The 15,985-nt window shown below is 35.6% G+C and carries 17 protein-coding genes; 8 read left to right on the top strand and 9 right to left on the bottom strand.

The window, feature by feature from the left end; all coding sequences use genetic code 11:
- A partial coding sequence (locus GJV77_RS14815; RefSeq protein WP_205012523.1) for a hypothetical protein occupies positions 1 to 188 on the top strand: 188 nt, incomplete at its 5' end.
- Positions 189 to 233: 45 nt separating this feature from the next.
- On the opposite strand, the gene GJV77_RS03875 is transcribed toward GJV77_RS14815, so the two are convergent.
- Positions 234 to 1,487, bottom strand: coding sequence for an aspartate kinase (locus tag GJV77_RS03875; RefSeq protein ID WP_155035039.1), 1,254 nt, complete (start codon positions 1,485 to 1,487; stop codon positions 234 to 236).
- Positions 1,488 to 1,494: 7 nt separating this feature from the next.
- On the bottom strand, positions 1,495 to 1,962 hold the full coding sequence (locus tag GJV77_RS03870; protein WP_155035038.1) for a GNAT family N-acetyltransferase: 468 nt from the start codon (positions 1,960 to 1,962) through the stop codon (positions 1,495 to 1,497).
- Positions 1,963 to 2,058: 96 nt separating this feature from the next.
- On the opposite strand from GJV77_RS03870, the gene fbp reads away from it, so the two are divergent.
- Positions 2,059 to 3,075, top strand: a complete 1,017-nt coding sequence (gene fbp / locus GJV77_RS03865) for a class 1 fructose-bisphosphatase (protein ID WP_155035037.1) — start codon at positions 2,059 to 2,061, stop codon at positions 3,073 to 3,075.
- 59 nt (positions 3,076 to 3,134) lie between these two features.
- On the opposite strand, the gene GJV77_RS03860 is transcribed toward fbp, so the two are convergent.
- A complete protein-coding gene (locus tag GJV77_RS03860) occupies positions 3,135 to 3,560 on the bottom strand; it encodes a tellurite resistance TerB family protein (protein ID WP_155035036.1) in 426 nt (141 codons plus the stop codon).
- A gap of 209 nt (positions 3,561 to 3,769) precedes the next feature.
- Between GJV77_RS03860 and GJV77_RS03855 the strand changes: the two genes are divergently transcribed.
- Together GJV77_RS03855 and GJV77_RS03850 are read left to right on the top strand one after the other, a co-directional pair.
- The gene (locus tag GJV77_RS03855) at positions 3,770 to 4,198 is read left to right on the top strand and encodes a deoxycytidylate deaminase (RefSeq protein ID WP_155035035.1); all 429 of its coding nucleotides are present in this window, start codon (positions 3,770 to 3,772) and stop codon (positions 4,196 to 4,198) included.
- A 4-nt stretch (positions 4,199 to 4,202) separates the two neighbouring features.
- Positions 4,203 to 5,783: a S41 family peptidase gene (locus GJV77_RS03850; RefSeq protein WP_155035034.1), complete on the top strand. Its 1,581-nt coding sequence runs from the start codon at positions 4,203 to 4,205 to the stop codon at positions 5,781 to 5,783.
- Between the two features lie 125 nt (positions 5,784 to 5,908).
- On the opposite strand, the gene GJV77_RS03845 is transcribed toward GJV77_RS03850, so the two are convergent.
- Positions 5,909 to 7,963: a M13 family metallopeptidase gene (locus GJV77_RS03845; RefSeq protein ID WP_155035033.1), complete on the bottom strand. Its 2,055-nt coding sequence runs from the start codon at positions 7,961 to 7,963 to the stop codon at positions 5,909 to 5,911.
- Positions 7,964 to 8,124: 161 nt separating this feature from the next.
- On the opposite strand from GJV77_RS03845, the gene GJV77_RS03840 reads away from it, so the two are divergent.
- The 4 genes from GJV77_RS03840 (at position 8,125) to GJV77_RS03825 (ending at position 11,542) form a co-directional block, all read left to right on the top strand.
- Entirely contained in the window at positions 8,125 to 8,829 is a 705-nt protein-coding gene (locus tag GJV77_RS03840) for an SCO family protein (protein WP_155035032.1), read from the top strand.
- A gap of 212 nt (positions 8,830 to 9,041) precedes the next feature.
- Positions 9,042 to 9,269, top strand: coding sequence for a FeoA family protein (locus GJV77_RS03835; protein WP_155035031.1), 228 nt, complete (start codon positions 9,042 to 9,044; stop codon positions 9,267 to 9,269).
- A gap of 25 nt (positions 9,270 to 9,294) precedes the next feature.
- Positions 9,295 to 11,403 carry a ferrous iron transport protein B gene (gene feoB, locus GJV77_RS03830; RefSeq protein WP_155035030.1) on the top strand — a complete coding sequence of 703 codons (2,109 nt, stop codon included), beginning with the start codon at positions 9,295 to 9,297 and terminating at the stop codon, positions 11,401 to 11,403.
- A gap of 7 nt (positions 11,404 to 11,410) precedes the next feature.
- Positions 11,411 to 11,542 (top strand): FeoB-associated Cys-rich membrane protein, encoded by a 132-nt coding sequence (locus GJV77_RS03825; protein ID WP_155035029.1) that lies wholly within the window; start codon positions 11,411 to 11,413, stop codon positions 11,540 to 11,542.
- A gap of 95 nt (positions 11,543 to 11,637) precedes the next feature.
- On the opposite strand, the gene trpA is transcribed toward GJV77_RS03825, so the two are convergent.
- The 5 genes from trpA to trpD are packed head-to-tail and all read right to left on the bottom strand — an operon-like array spanning position 11,638 to position 15,984.
- Positions 11,638 to 12,408, bottom strand: coding sequence for a tryptophan synthase subunit alpha (gene trpA / locus GJV77_RS03820; RefSeq protein WP_155035028.1), 771 nt, complete (start codon positions 12,406 to 12,408; stop codon positions 11,638 to 11,640).
- Entirely contained in the window at positions 12,401 to 13,588 is a 1,188-nt protein-coding gene (trpB, locus tag GJV77_RS03815; protein ID WP_155035027.1) for a tryptophan synthase subunit beta, read from the bottom strand. Before trpB ends, trpA begins: the two co-directional genes overlap by 8 nt.
- The gene (locus GJV77_RS03810) at positions 13,575 to 14,210 is read right to left on the bottom strand and encodes a phosphoribosylanthranilate isomerase (RefSeq protein ID WP_155035026.1); all 636 of its coding nucleotides are present in this window, start codon (positions 14,208 to 14,210) and stop codon (positions 13,575 to 13,577) included. Before GJV77_RS03810 ends, trpB begins: the two co-directional genes overlap by 14 nt.
- Positions 14,207 to 14,998: an indole-3-glycerol phosphate synthase TrpC gene (gene trpC, locus GJV77_RS03805; protein WP_155035025.1), complete on the bottom strand. Its 792-nt coding sequence runs from the start codon at positions 14,996 to 14,998 to the stop codon at positions 14,207 to 14,209. The genes GJV77_RS03810 and trpC overlap by 4 nt, the downstream gene beginning before the upstream one ends.
- On the bottom strand, positions 14,995 to 15,984 hold the full coding sequence (trpD, locus tag GJV77_RS03800; RefSeq protein ID WP_155035024.1) for an anthranilate phosphoribosyltransferase: 990 nt from the start codon (positions 15,982 to 15,984) through the stop codon (positions 14,995 to 14,997). The genes trpC and trpD overlap by 4 nt, the downstream gene beginning before the upstream one ends.
- Between the last annotated feature and the right edge of the window lies 1 nt (position 15,985).

Genomic DNA, 15,985 nt, shown 5'->3' with positions numbered 1-15,985 from the left:
TTAAATGCTGTTGCATTTATTTGTTGAATCTAAGTTTATATAAGTTTTACTTTATTGGTAATACGGTTAGTATAGTTGACTATGCTAACTATTTAAAGGATCCATTCTTTTATATCGCCCTATTATCTACGGTCTTCGTAGACTTTGTATTATTGTATATTGTAACAAAAAATGAAGAAAACTTTTAAGGTTTGTCTTTAATAAAAAAGAGAGCATATTGCTCTCTTTTTGTATTATTCTTTAGTGACAATCTGCATTGTCTCTCTATTTACTTGTTTAAGTAGTAGTGTTTTATCTTTCAATATTTTGTCTGCTGAATATTGGTCAAAATGACGAACGGTGTACAGTGATACATTTTCGTTATAGCTTACTTTATAATCATTGATTAGACGCAATCTTAGGTCTTCGAATAGATTAAACTTATCTTCTACGCAGACCGAGAAACTAATCGCTGAGTTTTGGATTACATTCACTTTTATGTTGTATTCACAGAACAACTTGAATATATCACTAATATTTTGCTCCATAATGAACGAAAAGTCTTTGGAAGAAAGAGAAATTAGCAATTGGTTTTTCTTAACGATAAAGCAAGGAACCTCAGGAGTCAATGGAGCTCCTTTTGATACATTTGTTCCTGCTAAGGATGGATTTATAAAAGACTTAACAAAAAGAGGTATTTCTTTCTGTCTAAGGGGCTGTAAAGTTTTTGGGTGAATGACTGAAGCGCCATAAAAGGCCAATTCAATTGCTTCTTGATAAGAAATATGCTCCAACAGAACAGTTTCATTGAAGTAACGTGGATCAGCGTTGAGCACACCGGGTACGTCTTTCCAAATAGTGACACTTTGTGCTTCTATCGCATAGGCAAAAATAGCTGCGGAATAATCAGATCCTTCTCGACCAATAGTTGTAGAGAATCCATTGTAATCAGAACCAATAAACCCTTGGGTAATACAAAGGGTAGGTCTGTTTATTTCGCGTTTGATATTTTCTACTGTAACATTCCAGTTTACATTAGCATCTCTATAAGTGGTATCCGTCTTGATTAAATTTCGCGCATCTACCCATTCATTTACAATATTGGAGTCTAGTAAAAAATGGTGTAAGATAATTGTCGATATAATTTCACCTTGACTAACGATTTGATCGTAAACGAAGTTGTAGTTCGGAGATTTATTGTTTAGTAAAAAGTAGGTGATAGAATCGAACAACTCTTTTAATCTATTGTAAATGTCGTGCTCCTTATTTGGAAATAACTCTTCCACTATAGCAAAGTGATATTCTTTGACAAGATCTACTGACTCAGCTAGATCAAATCTATTTTGAAAATAGTTATGTACAACTGTCTCTAGTGCATTCGTTGTTTTACCCATAGCTGATGCTACGATAAGACAATCTTCATATCCAATTGTTTGCAATACTTGACAAACATTTCTTACATTTTCAGCGTCACGTACTGAGGCTCCCCCAAATTTGAATACCCTCATGGATTAATTATTTGATAATATTGTTTATTCCGTTTTCGTCTAATTGTACAGTGTACCAGTCTTCTAAGACTGTAGCTCCTGATTTTTTATAGAATTCAATAGCGGGTGTGTTCCAGTTAAGGACTACCCATTCCACTCTTTTTACACCTTGCTCTTTGGCGATGTGCATGATTTGGTTGTATAATGCGCTACCGGCACCCGTTCCCCTGTGTTCTTTACTGACGATTAAATCTTCAAGATGTATCGTTTTACCTTTCCAAGTAGAATAGCGATTATAGTATAATGCCATACCTACGATGACTTGATTTACTTCAGCAACGATAACCTCAAACAAAGGTTGTGCTCCAAAACCATCTCTTATGAGGTCGTCAACAGTAATTACTACAGCATCAGGTTCTTTCTCAAAAAGAGCAAGTTCTTGTATTAATTCTAAAACACGCGGCATGTCTGCAGACGTGGCTTTTCGGATATTCATAGTTTATTTGATTTTAGTTAGCTATAATCTTCTGTGGAATAACAAAATTAACGATATTTGCAGAATTAAAGACACAACTAAAGAATCATTTTTAAAATGACAACAGAAAGAAATCAGACTTTAGGAGAGTTTATCATTGACAAGCAAGAAGATTTTATGTATTCTTCTGGTGAGTTTACTCGATTAATCAACTCTTTAAGATTAGCTGCTAAAGTCGTAAGTCATCAAGTTAATCAAGCAGGTTTAGTTGACATCGTGGGGGCTTTTGGAAAAGAGAATGTCCAAGGTGAACAACAACAAAAGTTAGACGTTTATGCTAATGAGGTATTTATCAAAACATTAGTAAATCGAGAGATTGTTTGTGGAATTGCTTCTGAAGAGGAAGATGACTTCATTGCGATACAAGGAAAAAAGGGAAATAACGAGAATAAATACGTTGTCCTTATGGATCCGTTAGATGGGTCTTCTAATATTGATGTAAATGTTTCAGTGGGAACTATTTTCTCAATTTACAGAAGAGTTACACCAATAGGGACACCAGTTACTCAAGAAGATTTCTTGCAAAAAGGGGCAAACCAAGTTGCTGCAGGTTATATTGTTTATGGCTCTTCTACGATGTTAGTGTACACTACTGGGAATGGAGTTAATGGGTTTACACTTAACCCAGCAATCGGTACGTTCTATTTGTCTCATCCCAACATGAAGATTAAAGAAGATGGTAATATCTATTCAATAAACGAAGGGAACTATGTGCATTTTCCACAAGGCGTAAAAGACTATATTAAGTATTGTCAAGCTGAAGAGGGAGAGCGTCCTTATACATCACGTTATATAGGAAGTTTAGTATCGGATATCCATAGAAATATTCTTAAAGGGGGTATTTATATCTACCCAACGAGCACGAAAGCGCCTAAAGGAAAGTTAAGATTATTGTACGAATGTAATCCAATTGCTTACATTATCGAACAAGCTGGAGGTAAGGCGTCAGACGGATATTCTAGAATAATGGATATAGAGCCAACCGAATTACACCAACGCGTACCTTTCTTCTGTGGAAGTAAAAACATGGTAGAAAAAGCGGAAGAGTTTATGAGTCAATATCCTGCAAAATAGGCTTCTGTTTTTGGTAATAATATAAAAGCGATGTGTATTCTAGCACATCGCTTTTTTTGTTATTTCTTTGTTTTTATTTTATCAATAAAAGTGTCTAAATCTGCATTTAGCACAAGTAGAGATAGTGCTTTGTCGACTATGTAGTCAACATTTGTAGTAAAGCCTAGTGCAACAGCGAATTTGCGCAATATATCCTTTTGTTTCTTACCTAGTACGTTATCAACGTAAACCATTCGAGCTAGATCGTACAGTCGCTCAATTCTATTAATTTCTAGGTAAGGGGGATTAATAGGATATGACTCTGGATTTTTCAGTATTTTGCTATAATCTTCTTCTGATATGTCCAGTCGTATCGCTAGTTGGTCAATGAACTTCTTTTCTTCTTCACTAATGTGTCCATTGGTTAAGGCAACTCTTACAATAGAGGCAAAATGGCCTCTGTTACGATCCTTGAATCCCGCATCAAATAAATCTGAATATGCCATCTTATCGAGTGTTAAATTGTTGGTTGTTATTTTATATGTTTAATTTAGTGATTATTTATTTAAAACTTGTTAATTTTTATAAAAAAGTATTGAGCTTGGAGTTGGTTTTTTTCTTCTTTTTTAAATGAATAGAGGAGTAAGGTCAGATATTTTAAACTTATACTTATTTTTGCTTATATAATTATAGTAAGAAAAAGAACACAATCAATATGAATACACCAAAAGTCAGTAAATACGATAAAGCTTATTTGAAAATGGCAAAGGAGTGGGGGCAGTTGTCTTATTGTAAACGCAAGAAAGTTGGCGCTATCATTGTGAAGGATCGCATGATTATATCAGACGGATACAATGGCACGCCAAGTGGTTTTGAGAATTGCTGTGAAGATGAAAATGATACGACTCACTGGTATGTGTTGCACGCGGAAGCAAATGCAATCTTAAAAGTAGCACGTTCAACGCAAAGTTGTCAAGATGCTACGCTGTATATAACGATGTCTCCTTGTAAAGACTGTAGTAAGTTGATTCATCAAGCTGGGATAAAGCGCGTCGTTTACTTGGAAGGATATAAGGATTTGGAGGGAGTTGAATTCCTCGTAAAGGCTGGTGTTGAGGTAGTTCATTTAGCAACTTTAGACTAATGATATGAAGAAGTTTTTTTGGCCACTTATTATTTCAATTGCTCTTTCTTTAGGGATACTTCTAGGGGGCTTTATTACGTCTGCCTCTTATCGGGCAAAAGGGATGTATTTTACCAATCATAATAAGTTGAAGCTGAATAGACTAATCGATTTTATCGATCAAGAGTATGTGGACAATGTCAACACAGATTCGATTGTTGATAATACGGTGACAAATATTTTAGAACAATTAGATCCTCATTCTGTTTATATTGCCAATGATGAAATGCAGTGGGTATCTGAATCGATGCAGGGGAGCTTTGTCGGTATTGGGATTAATTATTATCTATATAAGGACTCCTTATCGGTAATTAAGAGTATTCCCAATGGACCAGCAGCGAACGGTGGGATTATTGGTGGCGACCGAATCATAGCGGTAGATAAGCATTCGATTGTAGGAAAGGAAATTACAAGTGATACTGTGGGAGTTCGACTGAGAGGGGCGGAAGGTTCGAAGGCACTATTATCTGTTTATCGCCCTATGACTAAAGCAGTCATTGAAGTACCAGTCGTTCGCAATGTTATACCTATCAAAAGTGTTGATGTGGCTCTAAAGTTATCGAACGCTCTTGGTTACGTAAAGATTAATCGATTTTCGGGTACAACCTATACGGAGTTTAAAAAGGCATTAGAAGATCTGAAAAAGCAAAACATCAAAGGGTTAGTTTTAGATTTAAGAGATAACGGCGGAGGTTATTTAAGTGTAGCAACAGATATCTTAGAAGATGTATTAACTGAAGGACAAATTATCGTCAAAACAGTTAGTAAGAAGGGAATTGAAAAGATTACCTATGCTCAAGGGAAAGGTCTATTTACGAAAGCCCCTATTTATGTTTTAGTCAATGAGAATAGTGCTTCAGCAAGTGAGATTATAGCAGGAGCAATACAAGATAATGATAGAGGGATAGTAGTGGGGAGACGTACATTCGGAAAAGGCTTAGTGCAACGAGAGTTGCAACTAGGCGATGGGTCTGCAATCCGATTGACTACAGCACGTTATTATACACCATCAGGTCGTTCCATACAGCGTCCTTATGACAAAGGTATAGAAGTGTATAACCATGATTTTAAAACGCGTTATGAACACGGAGAGCTATATGCAGCAGATAGTATAAAAGTGGCAGATAGCTTAAAGTATAAAACGCTGAAAGGGCGCATCGTATTTGGAGGGGGAGGTATTGTTCCAGATTGGTTTGTGCCTTTAAGAGGTGATCATGGTACAGAAGCTATTTATAGTGTTTTGTCCTCTGGAATCACAAGCTATTTTGTCTTTGAGGAATTAGACAAAGCTAGAGAGGCTTATATTGTGTTAGACCAAGAGGCTATCGTCAATAAAGTAATGAATGACAAGGAATTGATTAATCGATACATTAAGTTTTTACATATACATAATCTCCAATTACAACTTGACAAACAAAAGGAAGAAGTGTATTTCTATTTAACAGGGGAATTTATTAAACAGTTGTTGTCAGATCAGGCGTATTATAACTGGATATTGACGAAAGATCCTATGTTGAAGAAAATAGATGAAATGAAAGAGCAGTAGCTTTAGGGAATGTACTTTTTTAGTACTCTTTTACTAAGTATGAACTTAAGAAACAAATAAGATAGAATAATATAAAAATAAAAGGGTCTCGTACGAGACCCTTTTATTTTTATAAGGAAGTAAGATTACCAAATCTTAACTCTTTCTTCTGGATTGATGTATAACTTATCACCTTCTTTGATGTCAAATGCGTCATAGAAAGCATCAACATTTTGTAAAGGAACATAAGCGCGGTAGTGTCCTGGCGCGTGAGGGTCAGTTTTTACTTGGTTTTTAATAGCTTCATCTCTAGCTTTAGTTCTCCAGATAGTTCCCCATGAAATGAAGAAACGTTGTTCTGGTGTAAATCCGTCAATTAGACCTGGGTTACCAGCTTCTTTAAGATAGATTTGTAAACCGTCATAAGCAGCATTAACCCCACCTAAGTCACCGATGTTTTCACCTAATGTAAATTTACCGTCAACAAATACTCCAGGAAGAGGCTCTAAAGCACTGTATTGCGCAGCTAACTTGTTTCCTAAAGTAGTAAATTGCTCTAAATCTGCATCAGTCCACCAGTTGTTTAAGTTACCATCTTTGTCATAACGAGCACCTGAATCATCAAAACTGTGAGAGATTTCATGTCCAATTACTGCTCCAATTCCCCCATAATTAATAGCTTCATCAGCTTTGTAATCATAGAAAGGAGGTTGTAAGATAGCAGCAGGGAATACAATCTCGTTATAAATTGGGTTGAAATAAGCATTTACTGTCTGTGGAGACATTCCCCAACGAGATTTATCAACAGGTTGTCCGTAATCAGCACTGTTTTTAGCAACTTCCCATCTTTCTGCATTCTTCATGTTCTCGAAGTGGTTACCACCATCCTTAGGTGATTTAATAGCCATTGTTGAATAGTCTTCCCATTTATCAGGGTATCCAATTTTTACAGTAGTAGTACCAAGTTTTTCTAGCGCACCTTTTTTAGTCTCTTCAGCCATCCAAGGTAAAGCTTTAATACGCTCACCAAAAGCAGTTAATACATTTTTAATCATCGCCTGTGCTTTTGCCTTAGCTTCAGCTGGGAATTTCTTCTCTACATATAACTGACCTAAAGCTTCTCCAACAGTACCATTAACAACAGCTAAAGCTCTTTCTTTTACAGGACGTTGTTCTTTAGCACCTTGTAAAGTTTTAGAATAGAATTCCCAGTTAGCTTTCTCCATATCCGTAGATAAGTAACTCGCACTTCCATTTACAAGAGTCCATTTTAAATACGCTTTGATATCTTCGATGTTTCCATCTACTAAAATAGCATTTAATGCTTTCATATATTTAGGTTGAGAAACAACAACTTTATCAATGTTTTTCAAACCTTTAGCATCAAAGTAAGCAGTCCAATCAACAACAGGTGTTAGCTGTTGTAACTCAGCAATTGTCATTGGGTTATACGTCAAGCGGCTATCTCTTCTTTCAACTCTTGTTAAACGAGGTTCTGCCATTTTAGTTTCAATTGCTAATACTTTGTTAGCGTTCGCTAAAGCAACTTCTTTAGAATCTCCAGCCATTTCTAACATACGCGCTACGTGTGCAACATATTGATCGCGTTTTTCTTTCATATCAGCGCTATCCTCAACGTAGTAGTCACGATCAGGAAGACCAAGACTTCCTAAGCTTACGTAAATTGTGTTTGCTTTAGAATCTTTTGCATCTGCATAAACGTAAGAAGAATAGAAACCTAATCCACCTTCATCAGCTAAACCGTCAATAAGTTTTGCAACATCAGCAGCTGTATTTAATGCATTGATTTTCTCTAAATATGGTTTTAATGGTTCGACTCCAAGTTTGTTTCTTGTTGCCTCATCTAAATACGTTTCATAAACGGCTACTGCTTTAGCTTGATCAGATTTAGGGTCTAACTTTTGATTCGTAACGGCTTCTTCTAAGATAGCTAGTGCATCTTTGTCAGTGTTTTGTCTTAGCTCATCAAAACTTCCCCATCTAGTTCTATCTCCTGGGATTTCTGTTTTGTCATACCAAGTTCCATTTACATAACGGAAGAAGTCATCACCTGGTTTTACAGACTGATCCATGTACTCTAATGTGATTCCATGGTTTTCTTTATCTGCTTCTTTAGTCTCTTTACAAGCTACTAAAGTAGCTACTGCAAAAGCAGAAGTTAATAATACTTTTTTGTTCATAGTATAAAATACATTTCGTTTATTAATGATATGGTAACAAAAATATAAAATATCTTTGGTTATAATAATTTAGAGTTGAATATTTTATAAAGGTCGTATTTATAATGTCTTTAACCTTTATTTACGAGTGAATTTGTAAGTTTGTACAAACTCAAAACACTATGTTCGAATTCTTCAAAAAGTATCGTCTTTTCTTTTTCTTTTTCTTCATTTTGTGTGCGGGGATAATGACTATGTTTTATTCCGCATTGAAGATTAGAAAATCACTTCCAGTATATACACCTTCAATGGTTAATCCTGAAATGGTAGATAGTCTTATTCAGCATAAAGCCAATAAGCAACGTCACCGTATCGCTTCATTTAAGTTTTTAAATCAAAATGGTGATACCATTACAGAGAAAGATTACCGTGGGCATATTTATGTAGCAGATTTCTTTTTTACTACTTGTCAAACGATTTGTCCTATAATGGGAGATAATATGGTTTGGTTACAAGAGAAAGTGAAGACTTTACCAGGCGTTAAATTATTATCACACTCAGTGACACCAGATATTGATACGGTTGAAGTATTAAAAGAGTATGCAGAAACTAAAGGTGCTGATGACGCTATTTGGAATCTTGTGACAGGTGATAAAAGAGATATTTATTATATCGCTCGAAATTCTTATTTAGCCGTGAAGACTGGATCTCCAGAAGAGTTATATGATATGGTTCACACAGAGAATTTTGTACTTGTAGATAGTGATGGTCGTATACGTGGTTTTTACGATGGTACAAACTTTGATACAGAGGATCCTGAAAATAAAAATATGCAACAGCTATGGGAAGATATTCAATGGCTATATGAGCATGAAAAGAAGAAATAAAATAAATTCCTTTGGATAGAGAAAGCAGTGCTAGACACTGCTTTTTTATTGCTCAACAATTGAATTACTCCTCCTTTTGATCGTTAGGGTTAAGAGCGTTAAACTTTGTTAAGCAACAGAAATAGTAGTAATTGTAATAATAAATCTTTCTGCACTGTGGTAAACATGTCTATATTTGTTTACTTTTGTAATATAAACTAAATCTAAATAAATTGAATACAACTTTAGACTTATTAGAGAAAAATACCAAAGGTATTATAGCGGATTATGATATGCAGAAAGTGCCATTGAAGTTATTAGAAATGGGATGTCTGCCTGGGAATGAAGTGGTTTTGCTAGAGGTTGCTCCACTTGGAGATCCTATCTACTTATATGTGAATGATACCCATTTATCTATTCGAAAAGAGTTAGCTAAAGAAATTCTTGTAAATGTTGAGTAGTTTGTCAACAGAATAATTGTATTTAATGAAGAATATTATAAACGTAGCCTTAATAGGAAACCCAAACGTAGGAAAGACTTCTGTTTTTAATGCGTTAACAGGATTAAATCATAAGATAGGAAACTATCCAGGAATTACCGTAGACAAGATTAGTGGAGATGCTAAATTGTCAAATGACGTTTTGGCGAAAGTAATTGATTTGCCCGGAACCTATAGTATCAATGCTAGTTCACTGGATGAAAAGATTGTTTTAGATCTTCTCTTCAACCCACAACATAAAGAATATCCTGATGTTGTCGTTGTCGTTGCTGATATTGAAAACTTAAAGAGAAACTTACTGTTGTTTACGCAGATTAAAGAGTTAGGAATACCGTCTGTATTAGCTATTAATATGGCTGATCGAATGACAGAAAAAGGAATTTCACTTGACGTAAAACAGTTAGAGGAAAAACTAAATACTAAGGTTGTATTAATCAGTGCGAAGAAAAAACAAGGTATAGAGGAACTAAAAGCAGCTATTATTGACTTTCGAAACTACTCTACTGAACCATCTGTAAATGCAACAGCTGCAGCTTCAGAGTTTTTCGGGAAATTAGCATTGACTTATCCAACAGAACCTATTTATAAATTGTGGATGATATATTCACAAGATTTAGAAATTGGCAGTATAAATAAGTCTTCAATCGAAGAGAAGGGGATACAACTATCAGAATCTGAGGTTAAGAGATTACAACAAAAGAAAACGATTAAGCGCTATCAGTTTATCAATGATCTGTTGAAAGAAGTTTATAAAAAAGATATAAAAGCAGCAACAGATTTATTGAGCAAGGCAGACCGTATCCTGACGCACAAGGTTTGGGGATATGTTATTTTCTTTGCGATTATGTTATTAGTATTTCAAGCTATTTTTACTTGGTCTAGTATTCCAATGGATTGGATTGATGGATTGTTTGGATCGTTATCTACTTGGATACATGAGGTAATGGAGCCAGGAAAGCTGACGGAATTGATAGCTGATGGTATTATACCTGGGATTGGAGGAATTATGCCATTTATCCCACAGATTGCTATTCTATTTATGTTTATCGCTATTTTAGAGGAAACAGGGTATATGAGTAGAGTCGTCTTTTTAATGGATCGTCTAATGCGCCCATTTGGATTGAGTGGTAAATCAGTTGTACCTTTAATCTCTGGAAATGCTTGTGCAATCCCTGCGATTATGTCGGCACGTAATATAGAGAATCCGAAAGAACGATTATTGACCATCTTGGTGACACCATTTACGACGTGTTCTGCCAGGATACCAGTATATATAATTTTAATTGCATTAGTCATTCCAGATACTAAATTATTTGGAGTGATAGGATTACAAGGTCTAACGTTGACGTTGTTCTATCTATTAGGATTTTTAGCAGCATTGGTTGGTGCTTGGATATTAAAATTCTTTATTCGTTCGGAGAAGAAGTCTTATTTTGTCATTGAAATGCCAAATTATAGAATGCCTATTTTCAAGAATGTTGTTAGCACAATGTACGAAAAGACAAAAGCATTCGTAATAGGAGCCGGGAAGATTATCTTCTTTTTGTCTATTATTATTTGGTTCTTAGGAGCTCATGGTCCAGGTGAAAAGTATGAGAATGCTGAGGAAATCGTGACGGAACAATATAAGGGGCAATCTGTGTCTGAAAAGGAATTGGAAGATCATATTGCAGGGTATAAATTAGAGAACTCTTATATAGGTATAATAGGTAAGTCTATCGAACCAGTGATTAAACCATTAGGTTATGATTGGAAGATTGGTATTGCTGTGATTTCTTCTTTTGTAGCAAGAGAGGTATTTGTAGGAACACTCGCAACTATTTATAATGTTGGGTCAAGTGGGGAAGAAGATGAAGATGGCACGATCAAACAGCGTATGTCTGCTGAGGTTTGGCCTGATACAAAAGAGAAGGTATTTACCTTAGCAAGTGGATTGTCATTGATGGTATTTTATGCTTTCGCAATGCAGTGTACATCAACAGTGGCTATTACACGTAGAGAAACTAAATCGTGGAAATGGACTATTTTCCAATTAATCTTTATGACTGCTTTTGCTTATTTGGCAGCCATGCTGACTTTTCAATTTTTAAAATAAAAGTATTATGGGATATCAAGAAATTATAGCGTATGGGATTGTTATTCTTGCTGTGGCTTTTCTGATAAAAAAAAGCTTTTGGAAGAGTAAGAATAATAAGAAAGGTTCTTGTGGCGGAGGTAGCTGCGGATGTTCTTAACATATTACGCTTTATAAAATATAAAGGCAGTCTAGTTCGGACTGCCTTTTTTGATTTTTAGGACTGCTGTTATCACCCTAAATAGACTTGTCATTCTATCTGATACTGTTTATAAAGCTTTGTATAGAGGATACGTCTATGCCTTGTTCATTAATGTGTTTCATAAATGCTGTACCTATAATCGCACCAGAACTATATTGATTAGTTAATTCATACGTTTGCTTATCTCGTACTCCAAAACCAATCAAGATAGGATTCTTTAATTCTAGACCTTGTATGTGTTTGTAGTAATCTTGCTGAGTTTCTAGCGATTTGTTAGATCCCGTTGTTCCATTTGAAGAAACTAAATATATAAAACCATTTGTTTGTTCGTCTATTTCTCTCACTCTTTTAATTGATGTATCATTGCTGATCAACATTATGTTTTTAACGTTGTACCTTTCGCAAGGTGCTTTGAAGTGGGACAAGTAGTAGTCCATAGGTAAATCCGGTAAGATAATACCATCTATACCTATTTCGGAGCATTTAGCTATAAACGCTTCAATACCATAACGCATCACGGGATTCAAATATCCCATAAGAATAATTGGTATGTGCACAGTTTGTCTAATATTCTCTAATTGGTCAAATAGCTTAGCAACTGTCATTCCATTGCGTAAGGCTTGTTCACTACTATTTTGAATTACAGGACCATCAGCTAATGGATCAGAGAATGGTATCCCTATTTCTACTAGATCTACACCTGCAGTGTCTAGATTTTTTAAGATAGTCATAGTGTCTTCTAATGCTGGATAGCCTGCCGTGAAATAGATAGAAAGTATATTAGATTTTTTAGTTTCAAAAAGTGTATTAATTCTATTATTCATGGTTAAAGTATTTAGAGTAAGTAATCATGTCTTTGTCTCCTCGTCCAGAGAGATTAACAATGACAATATCATTTTCTTTTAATTCCATTTTATTAAGATAGGCTAAGGCGTGCGCAGATTCTAATGCTGGAATAATACCATCTATGCGTGTTAATTCAAAGGCTGCGTGTATGGCTTCTTCATCAGTAATACTTCCTACCTGGATTTTGCCAGTGTCTCTCAAATAAGCGTGAGCTGGACCAATCCCTGGATAATCTAAACCTGCCGATATTGAATAAGGCTCTATAATTTGACCATCATTTGTCTGGATTAAGTAAGTTTTGCTTCCGTGTATTATGCCTTGTTTTCCCAATGCTATTGTTGCTGCCGTTTGACCTGAATTTATGCCTTTACCCGCGGCTTCTACAGCAATTAATTGGGTGTGTTGATTATCAATGAAATGATAAAATGCACCCATAGCGTTGCTTCCTCCACCTACACAAGCTATTACATAATCAGGATTTGCTGTGCCTTCTTGTTCTAAGAGCTGGTCTTTTATCTCTTTGCTGATGATAGATTGAAACTTAGCAACCATGTCAGGATAGGGATGTGGTCCTACCACAGATCCTATAACATAATAGGTCTCTTGTGGATTATTGATCCATTCTCTGATTGCTTCATTCGTTGCGTCTTTTAGTGTTTTACTACCACTCTCTGCAGCTATCACTGTTGCGCCTAGCATTTTCATACGTTCTACATTCGGCTTTTGGCGTTCAATATCATGCGCCCCCATGAAGACTGTACACTCTAAGTTTAATAAAGCACAGGTAGTTGCAGTAGCTACTCCATGTTGGCCTGCACCAGTTTCTGCTATAATTCGCTTTTTACCTAATCGCTTTGCTAATAGTACTTGACCAATTGTATTATTTATTTTATGAGCTCCTGTATGATTGAGATCTTCTCTTTTTAGATAGATCTTAGCGTTATATTTTTTGGATAAGTTTACTGAATAGAAAAGAGGAGTTGGTCTACCTACATAGTCTTTTAATAGCTTTTCAAGCTCTTGTTTAAAACTGTCTGATTGTATGATGTCAAGATAGTTTTCTTGTAAATCGGCTACGTTGTTATACAGCATTTCTGGAATAAATGCTCCACCGTATTCTCCGTAATATCCTTGTTTATTTGGGTTAAATTCCTTCATGCTTTTTTATTTTTTGTACTAGTTGTGTAGCTAGTGTAATGTTCTTTAAATAATGCTCTTGCTCTATTTGGCTATTGATATCATATCCAATTAGTCTGTTGTCTTGTATATTCATTGCCTCTTGTATATTGTGTATGCCAAGCCCTCCACTTAAGAGGTAAGGAGTGTTTCCTTGATACTCGTTAAGTAAATTCCAATTGAAGACCTTCCCACTACCGCCAAAAGTAGGAGTTGGGGTATCAAATATAAACGCATCACAATAGGGACTATAAGCAAGAGTTTGTTCTAAGTCCTCGTTTTTTCCTATTGAAAATGCTTTAATAACATTTATTCCATTTGTCTTATATAAGGCACAATCATTTACCGTTTCATTGCCGTGCAATTGAATATAGTCTAGTTTGTAATTCTTCTTTTTGTGAAGAACCTCTTCTGTCTTTTCGTTTACAAAAACGCCTACCTTTTTTACTGAAGTTGGAATACTATCAAGTATAGTTTCTTCTATATGACCTATATACCTTTTGGATTTAGGGTAAAAGATAAGACCGATGTAATCGATAGGTAGTTTACAGAGTTGCTTAATGTTCTCTGGATCTTTCATACCACAGATTTTTACTTGTTTCATATTACAATTTTTTGGCGTGTCTCTTTTAGTTTTAGCGTTGGATCTGAAGCTTTCATAAAATACTCTCCGATCAAAAAAGCATTAAACCCTTCTTGGTATAACTTAGTGACTACTTGTGGATCATCTAGACCGCTCTCTGCTACTTTGATAGCGCTTTTTGGGAGTAGTTGACTCAATGCAATGCTGTTTGCGATATCTACTCTAAAAGTATTTAGGTCTCTATTGTTTATTCCGATTAGGTCAAATTCGGTTGTTAAGTGATCTTTGATTTCCTTTTCATTATGAGTTTCTAATAATACTTCTAAGCCAATCTGATGTGCGTATGCTGCTAAGCGCTTTAAAACATCTGTAGGCAACATCTTTGCTATTAATAGTATTAGGTCAGCCCCCATAGCTTTAGCTTCTGTAATTTGATATTTATCAACGATGAAGTCTTTTTGCAATAATGGAATCGATAATTGCTCTCTTGCTGTGATAAAGTCATTCGCTTTTGCACCAAAGAATTTAGTATCATTTAACACCGATACTGCTGAAGCACCTTGGGCTTGATAGCCTGCTGTGATACTGACAATATCTGCATTGTTTCTGATAATACCTTTTGAGGGGGATTGTCTTTTAAATTCTGCTATGATATGTGGTGTATTTGCTTGTCTGATTTTATCTACTAATGAAATCGTTGATCGCTTAAAAAGTACACCGTTTTTCAGTTGTTCTTCTGAGGTGTTTTGTTTGCGTTGTTCTACTTCTTGGAGTTTATGTAATTTTATCGTTTCTAATATATGTCTCATAGTTGTCTCAGTGTTTCGAATGCTTGTTTAGCTTTGCCTGTCAATAAGGAGTCTTTCGCTAGTTCTAATGCCTCATTAATGGATAAATTGGACTTATATGTTTGTATTGCTAGGGCTGCATTAGCTAGCACTACATTGTTTTGTGATTCAGTGCCTTTTCCCTTTAATATAGTCCAAAAAATCAAGGCTGATTCTTCTACTGTTGTACCTCCTTTGATTTCCTCTGCTCGGACTGGCTGTAAGTTGAAATAAGCGGGAGATATTATTTGCTCCCCATTGTTTGTTGCTAGTTTAGCAGTGCCTGTTAAACTACATTCATCATAGCCATCTAAGGCATGAATAATGCTGTATTGGCTTCCTGATGATTGTAAAAAATATTGGTACATTCTCAACAGTTCAAGGTTAAAAAGCCCAATTAATTGTACTTTAGGTTGAGCAGGATTAGTAAGTGGACCTAACATATTGAAGAATGTTTTAACCCCTAATGCCTTTCGAACCGGAGCTATGGTCTTCATGGCTGGGTGAAATAAAGGAGCGTGTAAAAAACAGATATTTGCTTCTTTTAGTTGTTGTTGGAGTCGTACTTCATCAGCAGTAAAGTGAATACCGAGGTTTTCCATTACACTTGATGAACCAGAGATAGAGGATACTCCATAGTTTCCGTGTTTTGCTATTGGTATCCCTGCTCCAGCTGCTATAAAAGCGGAGAGCGTAGAAATGTTAAACGTATCTTTTCCATCTCCACCTGTTCCACACATATCCATAGGATTATAGGCTGACAGATCTACTTTAATGGCTAATTCTACCATGGCTTCACGAAATCCTTGGAGCTCTTCTAGGGTGATTGGACGCATGAGAAAGGCTGTAAGTAGAGCGGCTAACTGTGTCTCTGTATACGACTGATTAGCCATATTGTTTAGTACTTGTTTTGCTTGCTCTTTTGTCAGTGTTTTATGTTGTGCTAGTTGATTTAATACTTCTTTCATC

The sequence above is a fragment of the Myroides pelagicus genome, from assembly GCF_009711055.1.
GTDB classification, from domain to species: domain Bacteria; phylum Bacteroidota; class Bacteroidia; order Flavobacteriales; family Flavobacteriaceae; genus Flavobacterium; species Flavobacterium pelagicum.
Note: the sequence above shows the minus strand (reverse complement) of the source record. Positions and strands in the feature narration are given on the sequence as shown.